A 26478-nucleotide genomic window follows, 5' to 3' on the forward strand; every position below is an offset into this window, starting at 1 on the left:
AGGCGCATGCTGCTCATGAAACCGACTCTCCCTCCCAGACCCCGTTGGCGCAGCCTGGCCCTGCTGGCACTGTGCCTGGCGCCGTTGCTGTGGCCGCTGGAACATCTCGCCGAGCGTTACTACCGTAGCGAGCTGGCCAGTCAGAATCGTCAGACCCTCGATCTCTACGTCGCCAACCTGCTGGGTACCCTGCATCGCTATGAAGTGTTGCCACAGATCCTCGGCGACCTGCCGGCCTTGCGCGCCGTGCTCGGTGCGCCGGACGATGGCGTCACCCAAGGCAACGCCAACCACCTGCTGAAAAATATTGCCACCCAGACCGGCGCCGAAGTCATGTACCTGATGGACGCCAATGGCAAGACCCTGGCCGCCTCCAACTGGGACAAGCACGACAGTTTCGTCGGGCGCAATTTTTCCTTCCGTCCGTATTTCAGCGAAGCCATGGCCGGGCGGCTCGGGCGCTTTTTCGGCCTGGGCACCACCTCCGCCAAGCGCGGTTACTTCTTCGCCGCTGGCGTGCGTGATGGCGATAAAATCGTCGGCGTGCTGGTGGTCAAGGTCGACCTCGACCACACCGAAAGCCTCTGGGGCAAAACCCCGGAACAACTGCTGCTGACCGACCACAATGGCGTGGTCATTCTCACCTCGCGACCGGAGTGGCGATTCCGCTCGACCCGCCCGTTGAACGAGGAAGAAAGCAAGGCCATCACCGCGATTCAACCCTATCCAACCCGCGAGCCAAAACCGCTGAAATTCAATCCCAATGCCTGGCTGACCCAGACCCAACAGATCGCCGAAACCGGCTGGGACGTCAGCATCCTCGCCCCGCGCACCTTGATCGACCGTCCGGTGCGCACGGTGGTGGCCATCGGTGGTGCAACCTTGCTGGTGGTGATGTTGCTGCTCGGCCTGATGATGCAGCGCCGCCGCCATTACCTCGAACGCATCGCTTTCGAAGCCAAGGCCCGGCACGAGCTGGAAGGTCGGGTCGCCGAGCGCACCAGCGATCTCGAAGGCCTGAACCGGCGCCTGAAACAGGAAGTGCTGGAGCGCGAACAAGCCCAGCAGGAGCTGGTACGCGCCCAGGATGATCTGGTACAGGCCGGCAAATTGTCGGCACTGGGCACCATGTCGGCGAGCATCAGCCACGAACTCAATCAGCCGCTGGCAGCGATTCGCAGCTACGCGGAAAACGCCGAGGTGCTGCTCGATCACCAGCGCACCGACGATGCCCGCGGCAATCTCAAGCTGATCAGCGAATTGACCGGTCGCATGGCCTCGATCATCGCCCACTTGCGCGCCTTTGCCCGGCGCGACCGGCATGCCCCGGAAAGCGTCGCCCTGCAACCGGCGCTGGACGATGCCCTGGCCTTGTTGGCCAAGCGTCGACGCAGCATGGAAGTCGAGCTGATCCGTGACTTGCCGGCCGCCACCCTGTGGGTTGAGGCCGGGGAAACCCGCCTGCGCCAGGTACTCGGCAATCTGCTGGCCAACGCCCTGGATGCCCTGACGGAAAAAGGCCCGCCACGTAAACTCTGGCTAAGTGCCCAATCCACGGCCGATGGCGTCAACCTGTACATTCGCGACAACGGCCCCGGCTTTTGCATGGAAGCCCTTGGGCGCGCCAGCGAGCCGTTCTACACCACCAAGACCCGAACCCAGGGCCTCGGTTTGGGGCTGGCGATTTGCGAAACCCTGATGCGCGCCTTCGGCGGTGAACTGTCGTTCGCCAATCACAAGGAGGGCGGCGCCCTGATTACCCTGAAGCTGCGCGCAGGCGCACCGGGCGTGAGCCTGCAACCGTCCGAGGACCGAAGTGCATGACCATCGACAACCGCATTCAGGTCGTGTTGATCGACGACGATCCCCACTTGCGCCAGGCCCTGAGCCAAACGCTGGATCTGGCGGGCCTGAAAATCCTGCCGCTGGCCGAAGCCAAGGGCCTGGCCGCGCAACTGGAGCGCGACTGGCCGGGTGTGGTGGTCAGTGATATCCGCATGCCCGGCATGGACGGTCTCGAACTGCTGACCGAACTGCATGCCCAGGACCCTGAGCTACCGGTGCTGCTGATCACCGGCCACGGCGATGTGCCGCTGGCCGTGCAGGCCATGCGCGCCGGGGCCTATGACTTTCTGGAAAAGCCCTTCGCCAGCGACGCCCTGCTCGACAGTGTGCGCCGGGCGTTAGCCCTGCGTCGGCTGGTGCTGGACAACCGCAGCCTGCGGTTGGCCTTGAGCGACCGCAATGAGCTGAGCGCCCGCCTGGTTGGCCACTCACCTTCGATGCTGCGCCTGCGCGAGCAGATCGGTGCCCTGGCGGCGACCAAGGCCGATGTACTGATCCTCGGCGAAACCGGCGCTGGCAAAGAAGTCGTGGCCCGGGCGCTGCACGATTTATCAAGCCGTCGCAACGGTCCGTTCGTGGCGATCAACGCCGGTGCCCTGGCCGAATCAGTGGTCGAAAGCGAGCTGTTCGGCCACGAGCCCGGTGCCTTCACTGGTGCGCAGAAACGTCGCATCGGCAAGTTCGAGTTCGCCAATGGCGGCACGTTGTTCCTCGATGAAATCGAAAGCATGAGCCTGGATGTGCAGGTCAAATTGCTGCGCTTGCTGCAAGAACGGGTAGTCGAACGCCTGGGCGGCAATCAACTGATCCCGCTGGACATCCGCATCATCGCCGCCACCAAGGAAGACCTGCGCCAGGCGGCGGATCAAGGACGTTTCCGTGCCGACTTGTATTACCGCCTGAATGTCGCACCATTGCGGATTCCACCATTGCGCGAACGGGGCGAAGATGCGCTGATGCTGTTTCAGCATTTCGCCGATGAAGCCAGTGCCCGCCACGGCTTGCCACCCCATGAACTGCAACCGGGACAACGTGCCTTGCTGCTGCGCCACACCTGGCCCGGCAACGTGCGCGAGCTGCAAAATGCGGCCGAGCGTTTTGCCCTCGGGTTGGAACTGGCCCTCGACAACAACACGCCGCAAGGCGGCGCTGGCAACAGGGTCGAAGCCGTCAGCGGCGGTTTGAGCGAGCAAGTGGAGAACTTCGAAAAAACCCTCATTGCCGCCGAACTGGCACGCTCGCACAGCTCCGTGCGCAGCGTCGCCGAAGCCCTCGGCATTCCGCGCAAGACCCTGCATGACAAACTGCGCAAGCACGGTCTGAGTTTCGCCGACAGTGGTGCCTCGGCCCACCCTGACGACCTCGACTGAGCTACCGTCCAATCATCCACTTCAAGCAAGAGGCCCCCTGAATGAGCCGCGACAGTCGACAACTGGAATCAGTCCTCCATCACGACATTCCCCTCACCCGGGACATGGGCCTCAAAGTGCTCGACTGGCATGACCAGCAACTGCGCCTGCACTTGCCACTGGAAGCCAACGTCAACCACAAGAGCACCATGTTCGGCGGCAGCCTGTATTGCGGCGCGGTCCTGGCCGGTTGGGGCTGGCTGCATCTGCGCCTCAAGGAAGAAGGCATTACCGACGGGCACATCGTGATTCAGGAAGGGCAGATCAGCTATCCGCTGCCAGTGACGGGCGATGCCAACGCCATTTGCCAGGCACCGGATCCGGTGATCTGGAAGAAATTCCTGACCACGTTCCAGCGATATAGCCGAGCGCGGTTGACGCTGCATACGCGGGTCGTCAATGAAGGCCATGATGAGGATGCGGTGAGGTTTGTCGGGCAGTACGTGCTGCACCGTTAAGCGCCACTACCTCTGTAGGAGCCGGCTTGCTGGCGAATGATGCAATGCGGTGTGCCTGACACACCGCTTCGCTGCGATGCGGCGACCCGACAAGCCAGCTCCTACAGGGTAGCGAGCGCCAGCAGCTTCTCCCGCCAGGCCGCCTTCGCCGGCAAAGCCAGAAAGAATGCGTTCAACAGCGACTCCCGCGCCGGATAGCTGAACGGCTCACCGCTCAACTCCAGCACCTCACCACCCGCGCCCTCCAGCACGCCTTGCGCTGCCGCCGTGTCCCACTGCGAAGTCGGTGCCAGACGTGGATAGCAATCCGCCGCCCCTTCGGCCAGCAGGCAAAACTTCAGCGAACTGCCGATATTGGCCAGTTGCAGCTCGCCAAGGATCGCGCTCAACCCCGCCAGCAAATGCTCCTGCTCCGGGCTCGAATGACGACGGCTGGCCACCACGGTGAACGACTCGCCTGGCGCTAATGCATCACGCACCTTGATCGCCACCGGCGTGCCACCTTTATCGCCGCGCCAGGCACCGAGGCCGGCGCCACCGACATAGAAACGACCGTTGGTCGGCATCGACACCACGCCGAACACCACTCGACCGTTTTCGATCAGGGCGATGTTGACGGTGAACTCTTCGCTGCCGCTGATGAACTCCTTGGTGCCATCCAGTGGATCAACCAGCCACCAGCGCTGCCATCCGGCCCGCACGCTTTGGGGGATGTTGGCGTCCTCTTCGGAGAGCACCGGGATGCTCGGATCGAGCGCCGTCAGCCCGGCCAGAATCAGGTGGTGTGCGGCCAGGTCAGCAGCGGTCACCGGCGAATCATCAGCCTTCGCCGTGACGGCCGTGCCCGTGCGCCAGAACGGCAGGATCGCCTCACCGGCCTGCAAGGCCAGCTCGATGACAGGTGCCATCAACGGATGCGGGAAGTTCATGGCTGGAACGCTCCGCGTTGAGTCAACAGGTCTCGGGCCAGGTACAGCGCCGCCAAGGCACGGCCTTCAGTAAAGTGGGGGTTTTGCGCCAGCGCCGAGAGTTCACGCAGATTGATCTTGTCCACCCGCATCGGCTCGGGCTCGTCGCCTTCCAGACGCTCTTCGTAGAGGTCGGTGGCCAGCACCACCTGAATCTTCTGGCTCATGTAACCGGGGGACAGCGACAGCTCGGTCAGGTGCTCCAGTTGCCGCGCGCCGAAACCAGCCTCTTCCTTGAGTTCGCGCTCGGCTGCTGCCAACACGTCTTCGCCCGGCTCGATCAAACCCTTGGGCAATGACATTTCATATTCATCCGTGCCGCCGCAATACTCCTCGACCAGTACCGCATGCTCGGCATCGAGCATCGCCACGATCATCACCGCGCCGTACCCGGCACCCTTGCCGACCAGGCGTTCATAGGTGCGCTCCACGCCGTTGGAAAAGCGCAACTTCAGCTCTTCCACGCAGAACAATCGACTGGTGGCGACAATTTCGCGGGCGAGTATGGTGGGTTTCTGGCGCATGCAAAGCTCCTTGGCGTGAACGCGCTACTATAACGCGGCTTTCCCGATTGTTTACGCCAGAAATCTTTCTACTGCCCGAGACGTTGCCATGCCTTCATTACCCTGGTCCGACATCGATACCGTTCTGCTGGACATGGACGGCACGCTGCTGGACCTGCATTTCGACAACCACTTCTGGATGGAGCACCTGCCCCAGCGTTACGCCGAACTGCACGGGGTCAGCCGGGCCATGGCCGAGATGGAATTGCAGCCGTTATTCGAACGCAATGCCGGCCAGTTGCAGTGGTACTGCCTGGACTTCTGGAGTGCCGAACTGAAGCTGTCGGTGCGCGACCTGAAACTGGAAACCGCGCACCTGATCGCCCTGCGCCCGGATGCCGACACCTTTCTGGCGGCGATCAAACGGGCCGGCAAGCGCGTGGTGCTGATCACCAATGCCCATCGGGATGCGCTGTCGTTGAAGCTGGAAAAAATCGAGCTGGCGCCGTACTTCGAGCGCTTGATCAGCTCCCATGACTACGGCTTCCCCAAGGAAAACCCGCAGTTCTGGGATGCGTTGCAAGCCGATATCGATTTCGATCCGGCGCGCAGCCTGTTCATCGACGACACCTTGCCGATCCTGCGCAGTGCACGGGACTTTGGCGTGGCGCATTTGCTGGCTGTGCGTGAACCGGATAGCCGCAAGGGGCCGAAGGATACGGCGGAGTTTGCAGCGGTCGGGGATTATCGGGATTTGATTGCGGGGCTTTGATTGACCGTAGGAGCTGCCTGCGGCAGCTCCTACAGGCCTCGCATTACTCGGGAATCCGCAACGACTGTCCCGGATAGATCTTGTCCGGGTGCGACAACATCGGCTTATTGGCTTCGAAAATCTTGTTGTACTTGTTGGCATCGCCGTACACGCGCTTGGAAATCGCGCTGAGGGTGTCGCCCTTCACCACCGTGACAAACACCGCGGCAGCAACAACAGGCCCGGTCACAGTAATCTGATCATCCACGCTGCCAACCCCGGCGATATTGCCCACTGCCAGCAGGATCTTTTCCTTCTCTTCCTGACTCGCCACTTCACCGGTCACCGTGACCTTGTCGCCATCGACCGTCGCCTGCACATTCGGGTTGCCCAGGCCGACCTTGCTGATGTGTTCCTTCAACTGCTCACTGGCGTTGGCGTTGCCTGGCGTCAGCAAATCCAGCAGTTTTTCGCCTGCTTCCTTCACAAAGCTCAAAAGACTCATGGTGCACTCTCCTTGGGTTTGGGGTTCCAGACGCCAAAGCCTAGACCACGACCATCACTTGCGAATCCAGCCCGACCAATGACCCCGCTTGCGATAGAATCGGCCTCTTCCCGCGCCCAGGAGCGAAGATGGACATCAAGCAGCTGAAATTCCTCATCGCGCTCGACGAAACCCGCCATTTCGGCCAGGCCGCCGCGCGCTGCCACATTACTCAACCGACACTATCGATGCGCCTGCGCAGCCTCGAAGAAGAACTCGACCTGCCGCTGGTCAATCGTGGTCAGCGCTTCGAAGGTTTTACGGCACCGGGCGAACGAGTGCTGGCCTGGGCGCGCACGGTGCTGGCGGCGTACGACGGCTTGTATGCCGAGGCGGCCGCCTGTCGCGGCAATCTGGTCGGCACCTTGCGTCTGGGCGTGGTGCCGCTGTCGAGCTTCGATCCGCTGCCGCTGCTTCAACGCCTGCACGGGGAGCATCCGAACCTGCGCTTCGAGCTTTCGGCGCTGAGTTCGGAGCAAATACTCGAACAACTGGCGAACAATCGCCTGGACCTCGGTGTTTCCTACCTGGAGCGCCTGGACACCGAACATTTCGACTCCCTGGCCTTCAGCGAAACCCGCATGGGTCTGCTCTACGACCAACGCTTTTTCAGCTTTGGCGAGGCGCCGCTGAGCTGGGAATCATTGATCGAACTGCCACTGGGCATGCTCTCCAGCGGCATGCACTTTCGCCAATCCATCGACCACAACTTCCACAGCCGCGGCCTCACCCCGCAGCCGCTGTTGCAAACGGATGCCGTGCATCAACTTTTACAAACTGTGCACGGCGGCTTGTGCTGCGCCGTGATGCCGTTGGACGGAGGTCTGGAAGAGCTGACCGATCATCTGCGCCTGCAACCGATCGAAAACGCCCAGACCGTGGGCCGGCTGGGGCTGATCATGCGTCGCAGCGCGCCACGCTCGGCCTTGGCGGAGGCCTGTTTCGCGATTTATCGACAATCGTTGCCCAGTGCTTGATCGACAGTATCTATCGGCACATCAGTACTAACGATTAGACGTGACAAGTTGTCACGCCTAGTCTTAAAGCTGATCAAACCGTCGGTGATGCCATGAATACCAAGCGCCCAGCCTGCGCGGCGCCTGCCCTCGAAACGCCCGCGCCCGCCGCCAGCCAGACGTACAGTTACAGCAACCTTGAAGACACGGAATCGACCAGCACCGCGCTGGCCGAGGAAGTCGCGCTGGCGATTGCCTACAACGGCATCAGCCAGGCCGTCATGCTGGTGACACCCACGGACCTCGAAGACTTCATTGTCGGTTTCAGCCTGGGCAGCGGCATCATCGAGGACGCCACTGATATTTATGACCTGCAACTGACCGGCTCTGGCTCGGCGCAATACGCGCAAGTGACCATCGCCAACCGCGCCTTCTGGAACCTCAAGCAGCAGCGTCGGCAACTGGCCGGCACCAGCGGTTGCGGGCTGTGCGGTGTGGAAGCAGTGGAGCAGGCACTCCCCGAGCTTCAGGTGTTGCCTGGCGCACCCTTGCCGCCTGCCGAATGGCTCGACGGCCTGCGCCAGCGCATCGGCGCGTTCCAGCCCCTTGGCCAGCACAGTGGTGCGGTACATGCCGCGGTGTTCATGAATGATCAGGGCGAGTTGCTGCTGGGTCGCGAAGACATCGGTCGGCACAACGCCCTCGACAAACTGATCGGCGGATTGATCCGTCAAAAGATCCCGACCGCTGGCGGGCTGGCGATTGTCACCAGCCGCTGCAGCCTCGAATTGATCCAGAAAGTCTTGCGCGCCGGCATCCAGACCCTGGTCAGCCTGTCGTCGCCCACGGGCCTTGCCGTGCAATGGGCCCGTCGCCACAACCTCAACCTCATCCATCTGCCACAGAAGAATGCACCGCGGGTCTACAGCCCAACGTTGGAGAAACAAGCGTGAGTCAACACCGTCAAGCCGACCAGACACCTGTCCCTCGCTACAAGCCCTACAAAGGCCCGGCCGGTGGTTGGGGCGCACTGATCAGCGTCGCACAGGCCTGGCTGAGCAGCGACAACGCGCTGAAAAACCTGCGCATGATGCTCAAGACCAACAAGAACGGCGGCTTCGACTGCCCTGGTTGCGCCTGGGGTGATTCTAAAGAAGGCGGCATGGTGATGTTCTGCGAGAACGGCGCCAAGGCGGTGAACTGGGAAGCGACCAAACGCCGGGTCGACGCCAGATTCTTCGCCAAACACAGCGTCACGTCCTTGCTGGAGCAAAGCGACTACTGGCTCGAATATCAGGGCCGCCTGACCGAGCCGATGAGCTACGACGCCGAAACCGACCGCTACAAGCCGATCAGCTGGGACGACGCGTTCGCGCTGATCGCCAAACACCTGAACGGCTTGTCGAGCCCGGATCAGGCAGAGTTCTACACCTCGGGTCGGGCCAGCAACGAAGCGGCTTTTCTCTATCAGCTGTTCGTGCGCGCCTATGGCACCAACAACTTCCCTGATTGCTCGAACATGTGTCACGAGGCCAGCGGTGTCGCGATGTCGCAAAGCGTCGGTGTCGGCAAAGGCACTGTGACCTTCGACGACTTCGAACACGCCGACGCGATTTTCGTCTGGGGCCAGAACCCCGGTACCAACCACCCGCGGATGCTCGAGCCGTTGCGCGAAGCGGTGAAGCGCGGCGCTCAGGTGGTGTGCATCAACCCGCTCAAGGAGCGTGGCCTGGAACGTTTCCAGCACCCGCAGCACGCGATCGAAATGCTCACCAACGGCGACAAGCCAACCAATACCGCATTCTTCCGTCCGGCCCTGGGCGGCGACATGGCGATCATGCGCGGCATGGCGAAATTTCTCTTGCTGTGGGAACGCGACGCACAGAAAACCGGCGCGCCGGCAGTGTTCGACCACGACTTCCTCAATGAACACAGCGCCAATGTGCTGGAGTACCTGGCGACCATCGACGAAACGCCGTGGGAGCAGATCGTCGAGCAGTCGGGCCTGACGCTGATAGAGATCGAACAAGCGGCGCGCATGTACGCCAAGGGCAAGAACGTCATCATGTGCTGGGCCATGGGCATCACCCAGCACCGGCATTCGGTGGCGACCATCCAGGAAATCGCCAACCTGATGCTGCTGCGCGGCAACGTCGGCCGGCCCGGTGCCGGTCTATGTCCGGTGCGTGGTCACAGCAACGTGCAGGGCGACCGCACCATGGGCATCAACGAGTGTCCGCCAGTGGCGTTCCTCGATGCCTTGGAGCGTCGCTTCCAGTTCAAGGTGCCGCGCCACAACGGCCACAACGTGGTCGAGGCGATTCATGCGATGGCTGACGGCCGGGCGAAAGTCTTTATCGGTCTGGGCGGCAACTTCGCCCAAGCCACGCCGGACAGCCCACGCACGTTCCAGGCCCTGCAGAACTGCGACCTGACCGTGCAGATCAGCACCAAGCTCAACCGCAGCCATTTGACCCACGGCAAGGACGCGCTGATCCTGCCGTGCCTGGGCCGCACCGACATCGATATCCAGACCGAAGGCCCGCAAGCGGTGACTGTCGAAGATTCGTTCAGCATGGTCCACGCCTCCAATGGTCAACTGCAGCCGCTGTCGAACCAGATGCGTTCGGAACCGGCGATCCTGGCCGGCATCGCCGCCGCGACCCTGGGCAGCCACCCGGTGGACTGGAATTGGCTGGTGGCCGATTACCGTCGCATCCGTGACCTGATTGCCGAGACCATTCCAGGCTTCAAGGACTTCAACGAGAAGGTCAGGAGTCCGGGCGGTTTCTACCTGGGCAACAGTGCCGGTGCGCGCAAGTGGAACACTGCGTCGGGCCGGGCCAATTTCAAGCCAAACATCCTGCCCGAGGATCTGGTGCACGAACGCACCCGCGCCACCGGGGTGCTGCCGGATCTGATCATGCAATCGATGCGTTCCCACGATCAGTACAACACCACGATCTATGGTCTCAACGACCGTTATCGCGGCGTGAAGGGACAGCGCGATGTGTTGTTCGTCAACGAAGCCGACATCATCCGCCTGGGCTTCAAGCCGGGGCAGAAGGCGGACATCGTTTCGCTTTGGGACGATGGTGTTGAACGTCGGGTGAAAGGCTTCACGCTGCTGGCGTTTGATATCCCGGCCGGGCAAGCGGCGGCCTACTATCCGGAAGTGAACCCGTTGGTGCCGCTGGAAAGCATCGGCGATGGCAGCCATACGCCAACATCGAAGTTTGTGGCGATCCGGTTGGAAGCGGCGAGTGAGACCGGACTGATCATGGCCAGGTCTGCGTAGCGCAGTATCAAAAGATCGCAGCCTGCGGCAGCTCCTACACCGATCTCTGTAGGAGCTGCCGCAGGCTGCGATCTTTTTGACTTTAATGACCCACTCAAAAACATTTCAAGCGCCCACAAAAAAGGCCGTTTCCTCACGAAAACGGCCTTTGCGAAGTAGTAAAAGACCGGCAAAAAAACGTAAAGTTCCGCCCGAAAAACAGTAACTTGCAATATTGTATACAGGTCGTGTTATTCGTCGGATTTCGATTGTCACGCCAATTCCAGAGCCTCAGGATCGCGCCGTCATCCCCTTGAGGTTCCTCCATGAAGTTCTCCTCGATTCTCTTGTTGTCCCTTGGCCTGGTCAGCGGTATCGCGTCTGCTGGCGGCACCACCGAAGCCGGTGTAGGCGGCGCATTGGGCGGGGTTCTAGGCTCGGTCGTCGGTCAGTCGTTAGGCGGCAGTACAGGTTCCACCATCGGCGCAGCCCTGGGTGGCGCGGGTGGTAGCGCCGTCGGCGCAAACAAACACAGCCGTGGCGAAGCAGCCCTTGGCGGTGCGTTAGGCGCGGCAGGCGGTAACGTGGTCGGCCGCAGCATGGGCGGCACGACCGGCAGTCTGATCGGCGCCGCAGCAGGCGGCGGTGCCGGTGGCGCGCTGGGTAACCACATGGGCAAAGATTACGATGATGAAGACGGCGGTCATCGTTCGTATCGCGACCATGACGATCGTCGCTACTACCGTGACGACCATCCGGGCCGCGGCCATGCCTATGGCCATCGCAAGCACCACCACAGGTATTACCGCGACTAAGGCCTCGAGCGCCTCGCTGGTGAGTACATCAAAAATCGCAGCCCCAAGGGCTGCGATTTTTTTTGCCTTACTGAACCACCAGACACTCCAGCGCGCCGCGCAACCCTGCAGGAATCGCTACGGGTTGATTTGACACCCGATCGACAAACACATGTACGAAGCGCCCCGCCGCACAGGCTTCATCTTCCCCTTGCTTGAACACGGCCAGTTCGTATTGCACCGAACTGTTGCCCAGCTTGCCCACCCGCAGACCGATCTCGATGCGGTCCGGGAAGGCAATGGAAGCAAAGTAATCACAGGCCGAGCTCACCACGAACCCCACCACCTCACCGCCATGGATATCCAGGCCGCCGACTTCGATCAGGTAAGTGTTCACCGCCGTATCGAAGAAGCTGTAATAGGTAACGTTGTTGACGTGACCGTAGGCGTCATTGTCGTGCCAGCGGGTGGTGATGGGTTGGAAGTGCGGGTAGTCGGTGCGTTGGATTGCCGGGTTGGACATCAGTGTCAGTTCCTGGAGTGGGTTCTGCAGTCTAAGGTGAAACCGCGTCGCGATCATTCGCGAGCAGGCGCCACATGAATCACTTGTCTGCAAAGCCCTTGCCAGCCGCCGCCAGCTCACCAATCACCCGCGCCGGTTGCCAGTGATCGCCCTGACGCGTCTCAAGGTCCATCAAGCGCCGATGAATGTCCGCCAGCCCCTGCTGATCCGCCCAGGCCATCGGCCCGCCCTTGTCCGCCGGGAATCCGTAACCATTGAGGTAGACCAGATCGATGTCGTGAGCCGACCTGGCAATGCCCTCCTGAAGGATCTTCGCGCCTTCATTGACCAGTGCCAGCAAGCAGCGCTCGAGAATTTCTTCCGGGCTGATCTCGCGGCGCTGGAACCCCAACGCCTCACTGACTTGAAGCACCAGTGCGTCGACCTGCGGATCGTGTTCGGCCTGGCGACTGCCCGGCTCGTAGTGGTAATAGCCATTGCCACTCTTCTGGCCAAAGCGCTCCATTTCGCACAGTCGGTTATCCACCTGAACCTCTGGAGCGTCCTGCCCGACACCGGACAGTTGCCGGGCGCGCCACTGCAGGTCGACACCCACCACGTCGAACATGCGGAACGGCCCCATGGCGAAACCGAACCCTTGCAGCGCTGCGTCCACCTGGTAGGGATAAGCGCCTTCCAGCAGCATTTTTCGCGCTTCGAGCACGTAGGTATTGAGCATGCGGTTGCCAATGAAGCCGTCGCAATTGCCCGCCACCACACTGACCTTGCCCATGCGCTGGCCGAGCGCCAGTGCCGCGTCGAGAACTGCCGGTGCAGTCTGCGCGCCACGGACGATTTCCAGCAGCTTCATGATGTGCGCCGGACTGAAGAAGTGCAGGCCCAGGACCTGCTGCGGGCGACCCGTAATCGCAGCAATGGCGTCGATGTCCAGCGCCGAAGTATTGCTCGCCAGAATCGCTTCAGGTTTGAGCAGGCCATCGAGCTCGCGGAAGATTTTCTGTTTGAGCTCAAGATTTTCGTACACCGCTTCGATGACCAGGTCGACATCGCGGATGGCCGTATAACCCTCTGCCGCCGTAACGCGCGCCACACGGGCATCGGCTTCGCTCTGGTCAATGCGGCCCTGGCGCACGTTGTGGGCATAGGTGTCCGCCACGGTGACCAGCGCCTGCTCCAGCATCTGCGGGTTATTGTCGAGCCACTGCACGGCCACTCCGGCGTTGGCCAGGCACATGACAATGCCACGGCCCATGGTGCCCGCGCCGATGACGGCGGCGCGCTGAATATTCAACGGTGTCTGGCTCATGTTTTGTTCTCTTGTTGGCGATCCGAAGACAGTCATCACCATAGTCAGCCACTGGTTTTTTTTGAAATTTATTCCTGTGATGAGCAACATTCAGCGGATGGATGTAGCCCCGAAGACACCACAGATCCCTGTGGGAGCGAGCCTGCTCGCGATAGCGGTGTGTCAGTCGCCATCACTGTTGAATGTGCCGGCCTCATCGCGAACAGGCTCGCTCCTACACTGACCGTGTTTCAACCAGGCAGATGTTGCTCGGCCCACTCCCGCACCCCGGCATACGGATAATCTTCCAGCGCCGCAAACCCCGAAATCGTCCTTGCCTTGAGCTTGGTGAACAACGGCACACTGATCCCGCACAGAAACCGTGTCACGCGTTCAGCCGAGGGCACGTTGCCCGTGTGCTGCTCGTGCCTGTGGATAAAATCGCCACACAGCGTTTCGAAATTTTTATCCACAAGCGCCGGCAACTCCGGTGGTGCCGGTAGCCGCGCCACCTGTCCATGACACACCGAACAGTGTCCACATTGCTGCGGTGCATTGTGGTCACCGAAATACTCGGCCAGGCGATAACCCAGGCATCGGTCGGTAGCGAACAGATCCAGCATCGCGTGAATCCGCGCGACTTCGGTGTGCTCATGCCGAGTGAAATAGCCGTGCAGCTCCTCGCTCAACGCGACGTTGTCGAACCCGCTTTGCAGCACGCTGTAGACCTCGGTCATCTGCTTGCTTTCGAGCTCCACCCAGCCCTTCTCCTGGAAGTAATCCAGCGCCTTGACCACCCGACTGCGCTCGGCCTGGTGCTGCTCGTACAACGCTTCGAAATTCACCGTGGCCCAGGTCCGGGCGCGGCTGGAAGTCTGGATGATCGCAGCGACAAAATCCCTGCGCTCGCCTTCGAAACGCGCCAATAGCGCCTCGGGCTCCAGCAAATACTTGAAACGGTACTCGGCGTAGTACGCATAGCGCGGGGCGATCAACCCGCGCAACTCGAGTTGCACCAGCAAGGTCTTGAGCGGCAACTGGCGAATATTGCTCTGATCGGCCAACGGTCCCAGCAGAAACTCCCACTGGCCTTCGGGTGCTGCGGCATGCATCTCGTCAAGCACGCAACGGATGCCATCCAGCTCGGGCGTGTCGCCGTAAACGAAATTCTCCAGCACGTTGAGGCTGTCGCGGTTGGCCAACACCAGGCAGTCCGACGGCTGCCCGTCACGCCCGGCGCGGCCGATTTCCTGGCTGTAGTTTTCGATGGATTTTGGCAGGTCGAAATGCACCACGTTGCGGATGTCACTCTTGTCGATGCCCATGCCAAAGGCGATGGTGGCGACGATGCAATTGGACTGCCCGCCCATGAAGCGACGCTGGATCGCTTCCCGTTGCTCATGGGGCAACCCGGCGTGATAAGCCTCGGCCTGAATGCCATTGCGGTTCAGGTGTTCGGCGATGTGCTCGGCGGTTTTTTGCAAGGTGACATAGACGATGCCCGGCTGGTCCGGACGCTGGCTCATCCATTCGACCAGGCGCCTGCGCTTGTCCGCTCCGCGAACAGGCTCCACCAGCAAATTCAGGTTCGAGCGATAGAAACCGGTGGTCACTACATCCTCGGCGGCGATGGCGAATTTCGCCTGCATGTCGACGATCACCTTAGGCGTCGCCGTTGCGGTCAGCAGCAGCACCTGCGAGATGTTGAACTGGCGTTGATAGTCGGGAAGCTTGAGGTAGTCCGGGCGAAAGTTATGACCCCATTCGGAAATGCAATGCGCCTCGTCCACCACCAGTAGCGAGATCGGCACCTGCTGCAGAAAGTGCCGAAAACGTTCGTTTTTCAGGCGCTCCACGGAGATCATCAAAATCTTCAGCTCGCCGGATTTAGCCCGAGCCATGACGTCGCTGGCGTCGTCGCGGCTCTGGGCCGAATCGATACTGCCCGCCGAAATGCCGTGGCGTTGCAGGAACGCCAGTTGATCCTGCATCAACGCCAGCAACGGCGAGACCACTAGCGTCAGGTGCGGCAGCAACAGCGCCGACAATTGGTAGCACAGGGATTTGCCGGAGCCGGTGGGGAAAATCGCCGCCGCCGAGCGCCCGGCCAGCACGGCACTGACGGCCGCCTCCTGACCGGGTCGAAATTGTGGATAACCGAAAACCTGTTCCAGGGTGTTGTGCATAAGCTGTCACTCCGTTGACCACTGCAGAGCCAAAAGACTAGTCGGCGATCGCAGCGAATCGAGAAAAGGTCGGGGCATAAACGATACGGGATGATACAGCGCTCAACGCACCCTGGTGACGCCACAGATTGAAACACACAGAGCACTTTGCCACCTGACGCCCCGTCTCCCCCCACAGGTATGGTTCACCCCCCACACCCGTAACGCTGCGCGAAGTCTTCATGACAACAGGAGGCCTGATGTGCGTGGCCCCTGCCGAAGGACCGACAATGTTTCAACGAACTGTTTTTCCATTTGCTCTGTTGCTGCCAGTGCCGCTGCTGCTCAGTGGATGTCTGACCACGCCCGAAAAGCCCGCAATCAAACCGGGCACATTCGAAACAGCCGAGTATCACGCTCAAAAGGGGTTGGCGGTCATCCAGGCATCACGCCTGTACGCACGTGGCGGCACCGGCCAAGGCGTACCAGTCGCGTTGATTGACTCAGGCCTGAACGCCGAACTGCCAGAATTTCAAGGCAGGGTCCGCGACCCCGGTTTTGACTATGTCGAGAATCGTCCCGGCACCCATGATCGCGTTGGCCACGGCACTCAAATGGCCGGCATTCTGGCCGCCAACAAAGACGACCAGGGTATGCACGGCGTTGCGTTCAACGCTCAACTGATCCCCTACCGTTTCGGTGACGACAACGAACCCTTCTTCTTCGACAGTGAAATTTCCCGCTCCTGGCAAGCCGGGTTCGATCTCGGTGTGCGCATCTTCAACAACTCGTGGGCCAATGCCATTCCAGCAACGGAAATCACCGAAGCACGTTACAAACAGATCATGCCCGAGTCGCTGACGAGCGCGCGAAAACTGGTTCAGCAAGGCGCGGTATTTGTGTTTCCAACCGGTAATGAACTCAAACGAGAGCCTCTTGCAGAGCCGGGTTTGCCCCTTGCCATCCCTGAGTTGGAAAAGGGCTGGATCGCCGTCGTTGCATTGAAAAACGATGGCAGTGCCATCAATGGCAAATCTAACTATTGTGGTGTCGCAGCGGCCTGGTGCATCGCCGTTCCTGGTGGGGACTCAGGCGCAGACCAGGGATTGCTGACCACTGGCAAGGACGGCAAATACGTCCAGACTGCCGGTACATCTCCCGCCGCCGCATTGGTCAGTGGCGCGTTGGCAGCAGTCCAGAGCCTGTACCCCGAAATGAGTGCACAGCAAGTGCGCAACCACTTGCTTGAAACCGCAAACCGGACCGGTCTCTACGCCAACAGTGAAGCCTACGGCCGAGGATTGCTCGACCTTGATGCGGCGTCGCGACGTCCTCCCGCACCGGCAGTCGATTGAGTCCGGCCCATCGAGCACCCTACATATCTTTCTGCGCAGCGTTGTAGGAATCATCTCCTGTAGAAGCATTCTTCGATAAAACCCGGGGGGCGCGTAGGAGCATTCCTCCCCAGGCAGTAAACGCCCTACAGAACCTGTCCATTGCGGCTGTCTTGCTCTGCTTCGCCACACTCTGCATAGTTTTAGCGCGGCTGAAAATACTGTGGCGGCCTGCCGGAGTGACCTCCGATCTCTTACAGGACTGAGACATCAATGCCCTCGCTAAAGACATCTACTGAACGCTATCAGTCGCTTAAATCCAGCTACAGCGAAACCCCGGTGCTGGTCATCGATACCGAGGCCGACCCCGTCGAGATCCTCGACGCCGCCCGACAGCGCATCCGCGCCGCCAGCGACCTGCTCGAAACCCTTTATTGCACGTGTTTCAATCATGCCGAAGCGAGCGACATCCCCAAGATTATCAGCGCCCTGTACCTGTTGACCCAGGATGGTAACGACATGCTCGACATCGCCCGGCAACGCTTGCCGAAACTCAGCGGCTGAAGCTCCACCACAATCCCTTGTTGGCGCATCATTCGCACCGCGGACATTCATGTCCTCGCAGTGCATTGCCATGGCGGCTGTGTGCGGGACGCCTTCGGGCGAGCCGGGCGTTCTACAGCACTAATTACACCACGTAACGAATGAAGTTCCCGCCCCCACCTTTATCCCCTCCCGCCAACCCCCTACATTCACCTCCAACGCCTCTCCCATCATCCCGACGGGAAGGTCACTGGAGTTTCCCTCATGCCTTTCGTAACCGTACGCATCACCCGCGATGGCGTTACCACTGAGCAGAAAGCTCAGGTGATTGCCGAAATCACTGAAACACTGGAACGCGTCCTCAACAAACGCCCTGACCTGACCCACATCGTGATCGAGGAAGTCGACACCGATAACTGGGGTTACGCCGGCATCACCACCACCCAGTACCGCAAGCAACTGGCCGAGGCGGAGGGGAAGTCGTGACGTCCTCCGTCACCATCGATTTCATTTCCGATGTGGTGTGCCCCTGGTGCGCATTGGGGGCGACGGCGCTGGAGCAGGCGATCGAGAACGTGGCCGGGGAAGTCTCGGTCGAGCTGACCTACAAGCCGTTCGAGCTGAACCCGAATATGCCGGCCGAAGGTGAGCAAGCGGTCGAGCACTTGATGCGTAAGTACGGGAGAACCGCCGACGACATCGCCGCCGGTAAGGCCATGCAAATCGCACGCGGCGAGGCCATCGGCTTCAAGTTCGATCTGGAGAAGCGCACGCACTTCTACAACACCTTCGATGCGCACCGTTTGTTGCTGTGGGCGTTGCAGGAAGGCCGGCAAGTCGAGTTGAAGAAGGTGCTGCTACGGGGTTATTTCAGCGAAGGCCAGAACCCGAGTGATCACCAGGCGCTGGTGCGTCTGGCGACTGAAGCGGGGCTGGATGGGGCAAGTGCACAAGAGGTGCTGGCGTCCGGCGCGTTCGCCGATGAGGTGCGAGAGCTTGAAGCGTACTACCGGCAGCACGGCATCAATTCGGTCCCGGCCATGGTGCTGAACGGTCGACACCTGGTGTCCGGTTCGCAATCGGTCGAGTACTACGAACAGATGTTGCGACAAATGGCGAACACCCAGGCTGAAGCCTGATTGCAGATTTCTACCCCACTTTTAATTGTCAGAGGTATTCATCATGAGCAGTTCGAAAAAAGTCATCGTTATCACCGGCGCGTCCCAAGGTCTCGGCGACGGTATGGTCAAAGCCTTCCGTGAACTCGGTTACCGTATCGTCGCCACATCGCGCTCGATCAAGCCGTCCACCGATCCGGACATTCACACAGTGGCCGGTGACATCGGCGAGCCGGAAACCGCCCAACGCGTCATCCGTGAAGCGATTTCCCGTTTCGGTCGCATCGACACCCTGGTCAACAACGCCGGGATCTTCATCGCCAAGCCGTTCACCGCGTACACCGCGGAGGACTACGCCAATGTGTTGTCGGTGAACGTCAATGGCTTCTTCTACATCACCCAACTCGCCATCGCCGAGATGGAAAAGCAAGGCAGCGGCCACGTCGTCAACATCACCACCAGCCTGGTGGACCACGCCATCGACGGCGTGCCATCGGTGCTGGCATCGCTGACCAAGGGCGGCCTCAACGCGGCAACCAAATCCCTGGCCATCGAATACGCCAAGCGCGGGATTCGGGTAAACGCAGTCAGCCCGGGCATCATCAAGACCCCGATGCACGGCGAAGATACCCACGCAGCACTGGGCAATCTGCACCCGGTCGGGCACATGGGCGAGATCGATGATATTGCACAAGCAGTGGTGTATCTGGACGGCGCCAAGTTCGTTACCGGCGAAATCCTGCACGTGGACGGTGGTCAGAGCGCGGGACACTGAAAGCGCTTTTTTAAAGCTCGGAAACAACAAAGCCTCTGCATTTCTGCAGGGGCTTTGTTTTGTATGGTGCGGCACCAGGAGTCGAACTATTTATTTTGTCTAATTAAATCAAACAGATAAAAAATTTTGCATAACACATTATCCCTAATTCTACCCTTAAGGTTGATTAGAGTCTGGCAGACGCTGAGTGGGGGCGAAAATTACGAGTGTCAGAAATTTCTTTCACCCTCCCAATGAGTAAGGAGCGTTGGAACAAATACTTCGGCCGTAGTATCATTTTGCCTTTGTTGGCTAAAATTTGAACAATGCGCTGTATACATGGCCTCGACTGGTGAAATGTTGAGGGGGTATATATGGATTCGACAGTCTGGAAGTTGGGTGTGAGAAATGGAGAATTATACTCGTGCTGTACTCACATTGGATGATACAGAGTTAGAGCTCTTTGTAAGAGACTGGGTTTCAAATAAGTTGGAAACTTATGTGGAAGTATGTCGGTTTTCAGGAGCAAAGGACCTTGGCAGGGATGTTGTAGGGTTTTTGACACCTGAGAAGCATGAAGGAGCCTGGGAAAACTATCAATGCAAGCAGTATGGGAAGCGCCTTCCAACGGATACTGCAATTTGCGAACTTGGAAAAATTTTATATTACTCATGGCAGGGAGACTTCACCCCGCCAACGAAGTATTTCTTCGTGGCCCCCAAAGGCTTGAACAGAAACTTAGAAACATTGATATTTAATCCTAGCAAATTGAAGTCCAAGCTGATTGATGAATGGGATAAATTCTGTCGGTATAAGATAATTGAGAATGGAGATATTCCGCTGACGGATGATTTGCTGGATGTTTTGGAGAGGTTCAATTACTCGAATGTTACGCGTATAGCACTAGAGGATATGCTTTCAGATCCGGCAGCAAAAAAAGTTCTTTATAAATATTTTGGCGCTGATCCTGGGAGTTCACCTAAAGGAATTGTGCCAATAGCTATTTTAGAGTCTGAATCTGAGTATATAAAGCAGCTTGTCGGCGCATACGCTGAGAAGGAATGTGTGGTTTTCAATAATCATGAAGATTTAGAGCTTTATCCTCAGTATCAAAAAAACCTAACGCTACAGCGAGAACGGTTTTTCGATGCGGACGCATTTAAGCGTTACTATCGAGATAATACCGACCCCACTGTTATTGATAGTTTTGAAGAGGACGTTTTTCACGGTGTCGTAGATGTTTTTGAGTCACCACATAAGAGTGGAATGGAAAAAATCCAATCTGTGATGACTCAGGCGGCTGCGACCCAAACTTCAGGGGCCACTGCAAAATACGCGAGAGTGCCAGTGAAGCAAGGTATTTGCCACCACTTCGTAAATGATGGGAAATTCAAATGGATAAGTTGAATGACTCCGGCGCACGTTCTCTATTTAATAGCCCGATTGAAACAGGGGTTAGATCATTAGTTATTTTGAATGCAACCTACCCATCTGCTCATGATATAAATGAGTTGGTTTGGTTTGATCACTTGGTTGTCCATAGTGCTGATGTAGGCGGCCCTCCGAGTATCCATCCTAAACTTCCGCAACGGAGCGGGGAAATCCTAGTGCGTCGGGAACTCGTTCAAAATGGTTTGAATTTAATGCAGAAGTTTGGACTGATCGCAGTCGTTCCATCGACTAGCGGGATATGTTACCAAGCTACAGAGAGTGCTTATCCGCTGGTGCAGTTACTGTCCTCGGAATATTCAAAAAATCTTAAAGATAGGGCGCAATGGCTTGCTGATACGGTGGCGAACTTATCTAAGGTTGACTTAAGAGATATAATAAATTCAAAGATAGGTAATTGGGCAGTTGAGTTTCAGAGCGACCTTTTCATGGAGTTAGATGACAATGGACTATAAAGGAATAATAATCAAAAGTCTGGAATTTGTCGGTGTTCAAGTTGTGCCAGTGAGGCTTAGTTTTGGAGCAGGCCTGAATCTCGTCTACGGAGCTTCCAACACAGGAAAGTCGTTTGCGTTAAAAGCAATAGATTTCATGCTTGGAGGAGGGGATAGCTTACCTGATCTTCCGGAGAGAAGTGATTACGATACAATCTTGATGGGAATAGAGTTACGTGGTGTAGGAAAGTACACAATACTACGTTCGTTATCAGGTGGTGCTTATAAGTTTTTCGACGGACTGCATGATTTTTCGCAGCTTCCGGAAACCTGTAAAGTTCTCCAACCTACTCAGAGAAGTAGAAATAAGGAGAGCCTTCCTGGTTTTCTTTTGGAGTATCTGGAGCTTTCCGGTAAACAGCTGGCAAAAAACCAATCTGGAGAAAAGGAGAACTTGAGTTTTCGAGAGCTTATGCCATATGTCCTAGTGGACGAAACGAGCATTCAAGCTGAGCGATCACCTGTGGAGACTGATCTTGGACCGGTAACAAGGCCGAAGGAGCGTAGCGTCTTTAGAGCATTATTAACCGGTGCTGATGATAAATCAATTATCCCTGTCCTTGATTCGACACGATTCAATGCGTCGAGGTCGACGAAAATTGAAGTAATACAAAGTCTGCTGAAAGATATTGAGTCGCGGCTAGATGCTGATTATCCAGATGTTTCTGACTTATATGCTCAGAAAGACAGGCTTGATGCTAGTTTAGACAAAATCAAGCTTCAGATGCAATCGTATAGGTCACTATCAACAGAGTTGCTTTCAGAAAAAAGAACTCTGTCGCAAACATTATCTCAGTCTTCAGAGCGGGCAGAGGATATCCGCCTGCACCTGCAGAGATTTTATCAGCTGAACAGTATTTATGATTCAGATATAGCTAGGCTGACTTCTATTGAAGAAGCCAGTTTTCTGTTGACGCTAGAGGAAGTAGAGTGTTCTGTTTGTGGTGCTCCTCCCGAAGCGCAAAGTATGAAGACCCAATTGCAGCAAGTGAAAAATGAACAGCAATCGGCATTGATAGAAATTCAGAAAATAAAAACATTGCAATCTGAACTCGAGTCGACTATCGGGGCTCTTCGTGTTGAGTTGTATAGGATAGAAGAAGGTATCCCTACAGTTGAAGAACGAATTATAGAAATAGAGAGAATTCTAGCCGTCCAATTACCTGAGATGGGCGAGCATCAATTGTCACTTAATGAAATCCTCACTAAAAAAGACCAAGTTATGAGAGGGGTTTCATTGTTAGATCAGAAGAGTAGTTACCTTCTAAAAATAAAGGAGTTTGAAGCACTTAAAGCGCCTACTAAAGCGGATCGTCCCAATCTTTCGGTTCCTGGTGATGTCGTTCATGAGTTTTGTAAGGTTATCTCCCTAGTGTTGAAAGAGTGGGGTTTTCCTGGCGAGCACTTGGTTAGCTTCGATAAAGATAAATACGAAATAATAATTGATGGCAAATTGCGAGTGGATAACGGAAAGGGGGTTCGTGCAATCACGCATGCCGCTTTCAAGGTTGCGCTTTTACTGTATTGCAGGGAGCATAATCTTCCACACCCAGGATTTGTGATTCTGGATTCGCCGTTGTTAACCTATCGGGATCCTCTGAAGAACCCAAGTCGTGGAGAGTTAAGTGATGACGAGATTAAACTGGCTAAGACATCTGTAAAGGCAAATTTCTTCGAGCATCTTTCTAGAATAAGCGATTTGGGCCAATTTATAATTTTGGAAAATATTGATCCTCCATATGGTATAGAGGATATTGCTAAAGTAGAAGTTTTCTATGGTAGTTCAGGTGGCGGTCGTTATGGGCTATTTCCTATGCTGCCTCAGACATAAGTTGTACAGTTCTTGTTTTTTATCGTAATGATCTCGGCTGACTACTGGTAAAATTAGTTGCCAGCCGAGTATTTTTATAATGTGTTTTGGTGTTAGGTTTTTAACATAAAATCAGCCAGTCGTTGAGTAAAGCCCTTTGATGTCTCTTCAGTAATTGGTGCGCTACTATTTGAAGGTTCGCTAATCAATATTTCGATATTTCCAATTTCATCGCGCAACTCGCTAATTTTGCTTTGTAATTCGATGTAGTGCGAATTTATTTTTTCGGTTACTAAAGTTTCTGCGTGACGTCTAAATATGTAAAATATGACCAATATCGAAATTATTGTTACTAGAAGAAGTATTATTTCTTTTATATTGTCTTGTTTGGAGTGATCTTCCAGTTCGATGGGGCCCTTCCCTTTGTTATCGATATACTGGATTCTGTAAGAGATAGGAAGTTTGGAGTACATCGTAAATTTTATTTTTGCGTCCTTCGATAGCCTATCTAAGAAGATTTTTATATCGTTTCCGTTCGTTTCTGACTTACTGATTTCTTCATCGCTCGTGACCTCATATTTAGGAGGGGTAGAGTCAAATGAAATTACCAGTTTCATTTTTTCCGAGGCGCTAATGCCGCGGTTGGAAATGGTGATGACTCCTATGTAGCCTTCTTGACCGGTTAGTGAGTTTAAGTTGCTGGAATCTTTGGTTGCGAAAATTTTAGCATCACTATAAAGATTTGATACGCTTTCGCTTAAAGCAAGTCCAAAAAAACCGACGATGAAACTTAGTACCGAGATAACTAACGTGAACTTTTCTCCTAGTGACATCCTGGATGTGATTGAAGGCATTTAAAAGCCCTCCTTGTTTAGATCAATAACTACGTCTGACAGGGAGATATTTTCATTGTATGTGAATTCTATATATTGTAGTTCTGGAGTTCGTGATATTGCCTCGGCAATCGTAGGTCGTATTGTATGGTTAAGGCTTGGAAAAATCCCCGAGCTGGTGTGGTCATTAATTAGAAACATCGGATGGTTATAGGTTTTCTGGTTGTCGCCTGATACGTGTGCAATGGCTAGACTGAGTATTAATTTTGATATGCGTTCCATTCCATGCGAACTTTTTCTTTCTATGATTAATTGTTCTATTGTTGAGAAATCTTGATCGTTGATATCCGCCAAACTCATAAGATTTAAGTAGGAGTGCTCAAATTCAGAAAGTTTTTTAGTTAGTTGGCTGTTTGATTTTGTTTTAAATTCTTCGAGTTTCATGGTGACGTTGAATAAGAGGTCTTCTTTGCTTCTGTGCTCTTCGAAGAAGTTTTGTTTTGTATTTCCAATTATTAATTCAAGGTCGCTTGTGTTTTGGTTTTTGCTGTCTTCAATTAGTTTTTTTGTAAATGCATTTACTGCATTTTCTATCTGTCTGTTTTTTAGAACTTCACTGCCAAGTGTGGTGATGTCTTTTTCTACACTTGCGAGCATTGAAATATTAAATCCACAAATTAAGCGGACGGCATCCCAGTTGGCTTTTCTGTTAATCTGGAAAGCCTCGGGCAGGAAGCAAAAGTCTAATATTTTCAACGATGACTCTAAGGCGCTTTCGTATAGAAAGTTTGGCTCTAAGATCGCATTGAAAAAATTATTTAGCTCTGTGGAAAGTGCCCTGTATCGTTCAACTTTATCATTAGTTGAGATGGTTAATGCCGGGCTATCATTCTCCCGGGAGAAGGTCATGGCTTGATTTTTGACGCTTATTGAGATCTCAACTTGATTGATGTTTTTGTGTTTCAGCTCTTTGGTTAAGCCAAGGACATATCTCATGCAGTTGAATATCGTGGTTTTTCCTGTGTTGCTATTTCCTATTATGTAGTTCGCACCTTCTTTAAATAATATCTCAATGTTATCGATTCTGATTTTTGTGAATTTTATTGGGTTCACCAAGCTCTTCCTTTTTCGAGGTTTGCGATAGTTTTGTAGGTGAGTACTGGTTGTGCCTGGAGTCCGCTCTGCTTATCTCTAATTGGTTCTCGTTGTTTGGTTTGTGCTAACGATTCACGTGTTGAATATTTCTAATGTGGAGCTCTGCATTGACCGTAGGTGGAGATAGTTCTGTTAAAAAGCACCAGTTTTTTCCAAGTCGTTTCGCTATCAGGTTTATTGTTAACTTATACCTATATCGTGTTACCTCCGCTTTGTTTTTTTTGTGGTGCTCAATAAACCACAACAAATGTTTTCGCTTCCAGTTCCATGGGTTGTCAAGATGCCAGCGCTTCGAGATTGCTTCATGGATAAGCTTTGCCTGACGTACATGGCGCTGGCGAGTCGCATTCGATCCGGTAAGCACCCCGGTTAGGAAAATTTCGATGTTGAATGATTTGCTCATACTTGGCCACCGATGTAAGCCGATACCACGTCGATGCGTCCGTGTCCAAGTTCGTAGCTGATTTGTGCTCGAGCCTCTTGATCGACCTGTCGGTTGAACTGGTAGCACCTGCCTCCGGAGATCGGTGCCCGGTGATGTGTGATTTGTTTATAGCGATCGCACGCATAGGCTGCCCGTAACTCGTGGAAGCCTTTGAGGCATTGCTGATGGAGGATGTCTCTTGCGGGGCGGACGACTTGCTGTTGGAAGTCGAGATAGCTTTCGGTTGGCGCAAGCAGGTTGCGGCTATCATTGGGTGAAACCAAGTCTGCGAACCTGATCGCATCTCGGATATGCTCGTCCATCATGATCCAGCGAGGTGCTGTTGCACCGCAGCGGCCACCTTTGGTGCCGTCCTGGATGTTGATCTTGCCGTATTGTTCGGCTTCACGTTTTAAGCGCGGAAGGTCGGCCAAAATGGCCTCGCGCAAGCGCATCCCAGTGGCTCGTGCCAGGTGCACAATCGCTGCGGCGCGTGGATGCTGCTCGCAAAGCGCGTTGAAGATCCGCATTACTTGTTCGCGTTCTTGGCCTTGCGGGGCTGTTGTACGGACCGTAGTGCGCTGCATTCCCAGCGCCTTGCTCGGGCTCGGCACTTTCACATACCGATCACCGCGAAGTGCCGCCATCGTTCGGTTCACGCTGGACAGTCGGTTTTGCGCGGTGGCGATGGCGAGCTCGCCTTGTTCAACTCGGTGACGCAGATGTATCGCGTAGTTCAGCAAGGTCTGCCGATCAATTTTTCGCGCATCGTTAAACCCAGGACCATCCTCCGAGCGACACCAGCGTACAAACGCCTGCCAGCGATCACTGTGCGCTTTGACCGTGCCGTAATGGCCGCCGCCAAAAAGATCACGCAATGCTTGTGTCCCGGCATAGCTCAACTGCCGGCCATATCCAAAATTTCGCCCATCCCGTCTGCCTACCAATGCCATGATCAAACTCCTCTCGAAGCCAAAATCTTTGAAACCTTCCCCACGTCATCCCGCCAAGAATGTTGAGTGTTATCAGGGATCAAGGCCCCTGCGACCTGTGAGGGTTGTCCACTAACGCGGGACTGGCGGCTCT

The 26478-nt window shown here is 56.0% G+C and carries 25 protein-coding genes; 16 read left to right on the top strand and 9 right to left on the bottom strand.

Features of this window, described 5'->3' with window-relative positions; translation table 11 throughout:
* Positions 1-15 precede the first annotated feature (15 nt).
* From AC1D19_RS16035 to AC1D19_RS16045, 3 genes are read left to right on the top strand one after another with little or no spacing between them, the layout of a single operon-like run.
* Complete coding sequence (locus AC1D19_RS16035; protein ID WP_477763773.1) at positions 16-1824, top strand: sensor histidine kinase; 1809 nt, start codon at positions 16-18, stop codon at positions 1822-1824.
* Positions 1821-3215: a sigma-54-dependent transcriptional regulator gene (locus AC1D19_RS16040; protein ID WP_477759702.1), complete on the top strand. Its 1395-nt coding sequence runs from the start codon at positions 1821-1823 to the stop codon at positions 3213-3215. Before AC1D19_RS16035 ends, AC1D19_RS16040 begins: the two co-directional genes overlap by 4 nt.
* 41 nt (positions 3216-3256) lie before the next feature.
* Positions 3257-3712 (top strand): YiiD C-terminal domain-containing protein, encoded by a 456-nt coding sequence (locus tag AC1D19_RS16045; RefSeq protein WP_477753842.1) that lies wholly within the window; start codon positions 3257-3259, stop codon positions 3710-3712.
* A gap of 101 nt (positions 3713-3813) precedes the next feature.
* Here the strand turns inward: AC1D19_RS16045 and cysQ are convergent, their stop codons facing one another.
* Together cysQ and nudE are read right to left on the bottom strand one after the other, a co-directional pair.
* Positions 3814-4641 (bottom strand): 3'(2'),5'-bisphosphate nucleotidase CysQ, encoded by an 828-nt coding sequence (gene cysQ / locus AC1D19_RS16050; protein WP_477763774.1) that lies wholly within the window; start codon positions 4639-4641, stop codon positions 3814-3816.
* Positions 4638-5204 (bottom strand): ADP compounds hydrolase NudE, encoded by a 567-nt coding sequence (nudE, locus tag AC1D19_RS16055; RefSeq protein WP_477753844.1) that lies wholly within the window; start codon positions 5202-5204, stop codon positions 4638-4640. Before nudE ends, cysQ begins: the two co-directional genes overlap by 4 nt.
* A gap of 88 nt (positions 5205-5292) precedes the next feature.
* Here nudE and yrfG point away from each other — a divergent pair, with 88 nt between their 5' ends.
* Positions 5293-5955 carry a GMP/IMP nucleotidase gene (gene yrfG, locus AC1D19_RS16060; protein WP_150755608.1) on the top strand — a complete coding sequence of 221 codons (663 nt, stop codon included), beginning with the start codon at positions 5293-5295 and terminating at the stop codon, positions 5953-5955.
* A 43-nt stretch (positions 5956-5998) separates the two neighbouring features.
* On the opposite strand, the gene lysM is transcribed toward yrfG, so the two are convergent.
* A complete protein-coding gene (gene lysM / locus AC1D19_RS16065; protein ID WP_046040810.1) occupies positions 5999-6439 on the bottom strand; it encodes a peptidoglycan-binding protein LysM in 441 nt (146 codons plus the stop codon).
* Positions 6440-6567: 128 nt separating this feature from the next.
* Between lysM and AC1D19_RS16070 the strand changes: the two genes are divergently transcribed.
* The 4 genes from AC1D19_RS16070 (at position 6568) to AC1D19_RS16085 (ending at position 11526) form a co-directional block, all read left to right on the top strand.
* Entirely contained in the window at positions 6568-7455 is an 888-nt protein-coding gene (locus tag AC1D19_RS16070) for a LysR family transcriptional regulator (RefSeq protein WP_414876990.1), read from the top strand.
* Positions 7456-7547: 92 nt separating this feature from the next.
* Positions 7548-8387 (top strand): formate dehydrogenase accessory sulfurtransferase FdhD, encoded by an 840-nt coding sequence (fdhD, locus tag AC1D19_RS16075; RefSeq protein ID WP_218429609.1) that lies wholly within the window; start codon positions 7548-7550, stop codon positions 8385-8387.
* Positions 8384-10732: an FdhF/YdeP family oxidoreductase gene (locus tag AC1D19_RS16080; RefSeq protein ID WP_477763775.1), complete on the top strand. Its 2349-nt coding sequence runs from the start codon at positions 8384-8386 to the stop codon at positions 10730-10732. Before fdhD ends, AC1D19_RS16080 begins: the two co-directional genes overlap by 4 nt.
* 305 nt (positions 10733-11037) lie before the next feature.
* Positions 11038-11526, top strand: coding sequence for a glycine zipper domain-containing protein (locus tag AC1D19_RS16085; RefSeq protein ID WP_108216151.1), 489 nt, complete (start codon positions 11038-11040; stop codon positions 11524-11526).
* 67 nt (positions 11527-11593) lie between these two features.
* On the opposite strand, the gene AC1D19_RS16090 is transcribed toward AC1D19_RS16085, so the two are convergent.
* The 3 genes from AC1D19_RS16090 to AC1D19_RS16100 all read right to left on the bottom strand — a co-directional run bounded on the left by AC1D19_RS16090 (position 11594) and on the right by AC1D19_RS16100 (position 15499).
* Entirely contained in the window at positions 11594-12028 is a 435-nt protein-coding gene (locus AC1D19_RS16090; protein ID WP_477763776.1) for an acyl-CoA thioesterase, read from the bottom strand.
* Positions 12029-12107: 79 nt separating this feature from the next.
* Positions 12108-13334, bottom strand: a complete 1227-nt coding sequence (locus AC1D19_RS16095; RefSeq protein WP_477763777.1) for a 3-hydroxyacyl-CoA dehydrogenase — start codon at positions 13332-13334, stop codon at positions 12108-12110.
* A 230-nt stretch (positions 13335-13564) separates the two neighbouring features.
* Positions 13565-15499 carry a RecQ family ATP-dependent DNA helicase gene (locus AC1D19_RS16100; protein ID WP_477763778.1) on the bottom strand — a complete coding sequence of 645 codons (1935 nt, stop codon included), beginning with the start codon at positions 15497-15499 and terminating at the stop codon, positions 13565-13567.
* 269 nt (positions 15500-15768) lie between these two features.
* Here AC1D19_RS16100 and AC1D19_RS16105 point away from each other — a divergent pair, with 269 nt between their 5' ends.
* The 8 genes from AC1D19_RS16105 to AC1D19_RS16140 all read left to right on the top strand — a co-directional run bounded on the left by AC1D19_RS16105 (position 15769) and on the right by AC1D19_RS16140 (position 23001).
* Positions 15769-16833, top strand: a complete 1065-nt coding sequence (locus AC1D19_RS16105) for a S8 family peptidase (protein ID WP_477763833.1) — start codon at positions 15769-15771, stop codon at positions 16831-16833.
* Between the two features lie 252 nt (positions 16834-17085).
* A complete protein-coding gene (locus AC1D19_RS16110) occupies positions 17086-17376 on the top strand; it encodes a hypothetical protein (RefSeq protein ID WP_477763779.1) in 291 nt (96 codons plus the stop codon).
* A gap of 243 nt (positions 17377-17619) precedes the next feature.
* The gene (locus tag AC1D19_RS16115; RefSeq protein ID WP_007972813.1) at positions 17620-17841 is read left to right on the top strand and encodes a tautomerase family protein; all 222 of its coding nucleotides are present in this window, start codon (positions 17620-17622) and stop codon (positions 17839-17841) included.
* Positions 17838-18494: a DsbA family oxidoreductase gene (locus AC1D19_RS16120; protein ID WP_477763780.1), complete on the top strand. Its 657-nt coding sequence runs from the start codon at positions 17838-17840 to the stop codon at positions 18492-18494. Before AC1D19_RS16115 ends, AC1D19_RS16120 begins: the two co-directional genes overlap by 4 nt.
* 43 nt (positions 18495-18537) lie before the next feature.
* Positions 18538-19248, top strand: a complete 711-nt coding sequence (locus AC1D19_RS16125) for an SDR family NAD(P)-dependent oxidoreductase (protein ID WP_477763781.1) — start codon at positions 18538-18540, stop codon at positions 19246-19248.
* 387 nt (positions 19249-19635) lie between these two features.
* Entirely contained in the window at positions 19636-20634 is a 999-nt protein-coding gene (locus AC1D19_RS16130; protein ID WP_177009287.1) for an ABC-three component system protein, read from the top strand.
* Positions 20622-21131 (top strand): ABC-three component system middle component 2, encoded by a 510-nt coding sequence (locus tag AC1D19_RS16135; protein ID WP_177009286.1) that lies wholly within the window; start codon positions 20622-20624, stop codon positions 21129-21131. The genes AC1D19_RS16130 and AC1D19_RS16135 overlap by 13 nt, the downstream gene beginning before the upstream one ends.
* Entirely contained in the window at positions 21121-23001 is a 1881-nt protein-coding gene (locus AC1D19_RS16140) for a hypothetical protein (RefSeq protein ID WP_477763782.1), read from the top strand. Before AC1D19_RS16135 ends, AC1D19_RS16140 begins: the two co-directional genes overlap by 11 nt.
* Positions 23002-23093: 92 nt before the next feature.
* Here the strand turns inward: AC1D19_RS16140 and AC1D19_RS16145 are convergent, their stop codons facing one another.
* From AC1D19_RS16145 to AC1D19_RS16155, 3 genes are all read right to left on the bottom strand, one after another.
* Complete coding sequence (locus AC1D19_RS16145; RefSeq protein ID WP_150776905.1) at positions 23094-23834, bottom strand: hypothetical protein; 741 nt, start codon at positions 23832-23834, stop codon at positions 23094-23096.
* The gene (locus AC1D19_RS16150) at positions 23835-24926 is read right to left on the bottom strand and encodes an ATP-binding protein (RefSeq protein ID WP_191626729.1); all 1092 of its coding nucleotides are present in this window, start codon (positions 24924-24926) and stop codon (positions 23835-23837) included.
* Between the two features lie 441 nt (positions 24927-25367).
* On the bottom strand, positions 25368-26345 hold the full coding sequence (locus AC1D19_RS16155) for an integrase domain-containing protein (protein WP_150776907.1): 978 nt from the start codon (positions 26343-26345) through the stop codon (positions 25368-25370).
* Between the last annotated feature and the right edge of the window lie 133 nt (positions 26346-26478).

This window comes from Pseudomonas sp. P1_C12 (assembly GCF_056406435.1).